Source organism: Flavobacterium sp. (assembly GCF_049590715.1).
In the GTDB taxonomy this organism is placed as follows: Bacteria; Bacteroidota; Bacteroidia; order Flavobacteriales; family Flavobacteriaceae; genus Flavobacterium.
The window spans coordinates 1-1,540 of sequence record NZ_JBAWDL010000075.1; the positions used below are offsets into that span (position 1 = coordinate 1).

General features: G+C 56.4%; 1 protein-coding gene and 1 pseudogene. Both read left to right on the forward strand.

Annotation, left to right across the window (positions count from 1 at the left end; all coding sequences use genetic code 11):
- Positions 1 to 1,041 (forward strand): annotated as a pseudogene (locus WBQ70_RS03795) (amino acid--tRNA ligase-related protein); the annotation flags it as partial.
- A gap of 38 nt (positions 1,042 to 1,079) precedes the next feature.
- The coding region (locus WBQ70_RS03800) for a hypothetical protein (protein ID WP_423910781.1) at positions 1,080 to 1,540 on the forward strand (461 nt) is incomplete at its 3' end.

Here is a 1,540-nt window from a genome sequence, read left to right on the forward strand (position 1 = left end):
TTTGAAGGGTTGATCCGGCATTTGTTCAAGAACGTCAAAAACATCGACCTGCCCGAGGTACCCCGCATGACCTACGCCCAGGCTATGCAACGCTACGGATCAGATAAGCCCGACATTCGGTTCGGGCTGGAATTCGTCGAATTGAAAGGACAGGAAAATGATCTGACTTCCGGTAAGGATTTCCCCGTGTTCGATGCGGCCGAACTGGTCGTGGGAATTTGTGCGCCCGGCTGCGCTTCGTACACCCGCAAGCAGATGGACGAACTGACCGAATGGATGAAGCGCCCGCAAATCGGCGCCAAAGGGCTGATTTATGTGCGTTATAATGAAGACCCCGACGGCGGACCGGGTACCCTAAAATCCTCCGTGGACAAATTCTACGATGAAGGTACCCTCCGGCACTGGGCCGAAGCATTCGGCGCCAAACCCGGCGACCTGCTGCTATTGATTTCGGGCTAGGCGGATAAGGCCCGCAAGCAACTCAACGATCTGCGACTGGAAATGGGTACCCGTCTGGGCCTGCGCGCCGCAGACGACTACCGGGTGCTGTGGGTGGTGGATTTCCCCCTGCTGGAATACGGTGAGGACGAGTCCACCGAACAGGGACGATGGTACGCCATGCACCACCCCTTCACCAGCCCCAAGCCCGAGGATATTCCGTTACTCGCTACGGAGCCAGGCCAGGTACGGGCCAATGCTTACGACATGGTGATTAACGGGGTAGAGGTGGGCGGCGGTTCAGTGCGAATTTTCCAAAAGGAATTGCAGCAGAAAATGTTTGCCATTTTGGGGTTCAGCCCCGAAGAGGCCCAGGCGCAATTTGGCTTCCTGCTCAATGCATTTGAGTTTGGTGCACCTCCCCACGCCGGCATCGCTTTTGGCTTCGACCGCCTGTGTTCGCTATTCGGCGGAGCCGACTCCATCCGGGATTTCATTGCATTCCCCAAAAATAATTCGGGAAGGGACGTCATGATCGACTCGCCCTCCCCCATTGCCGACCAGCAACTCAAAGAACTCACCATCCGGGTAGCCGACCGCTGATCGCCCGCGCTGGTTACTCATTTTTTAAAGATCTCTAAATGAAAACTTCTCCGGTGTGCGTTAGTAGGAAATTGGATCTACTGACCACCGACTTCAATTTGACTAGGTTTTCTAACAATAGCAAGTTCTTCCCCATGCGTCATTTCGCAATGCTCCTCGGACTATTTCTGACGTTGGTACTGGTGGGCCTCGATGCCCAAGCGCAGGCCACCAACCCTTCTCAGATGTCCAATTCTCAGTTGTTACGCTACTACCAGCAGGCCAAGGCCAGCGGCATGACCGACATGGAAATCGAGCAGGCCGCCATGGCGCGCGGATTCACTGTCGACGATATCGCCAAGTTGCGCCAGCGCGTGGAAGGTGCCCAAAATCAGGGCGGCAACCGGGTCGGGGGCCGCGATACGCTGGGCATCACCCGCGACCGCATTCAGGCGCGCCCTACGCAGAGCCCGAATCAAAATCAGGGGCAGAACCGGTACCGGAACGACAACCTGAACTC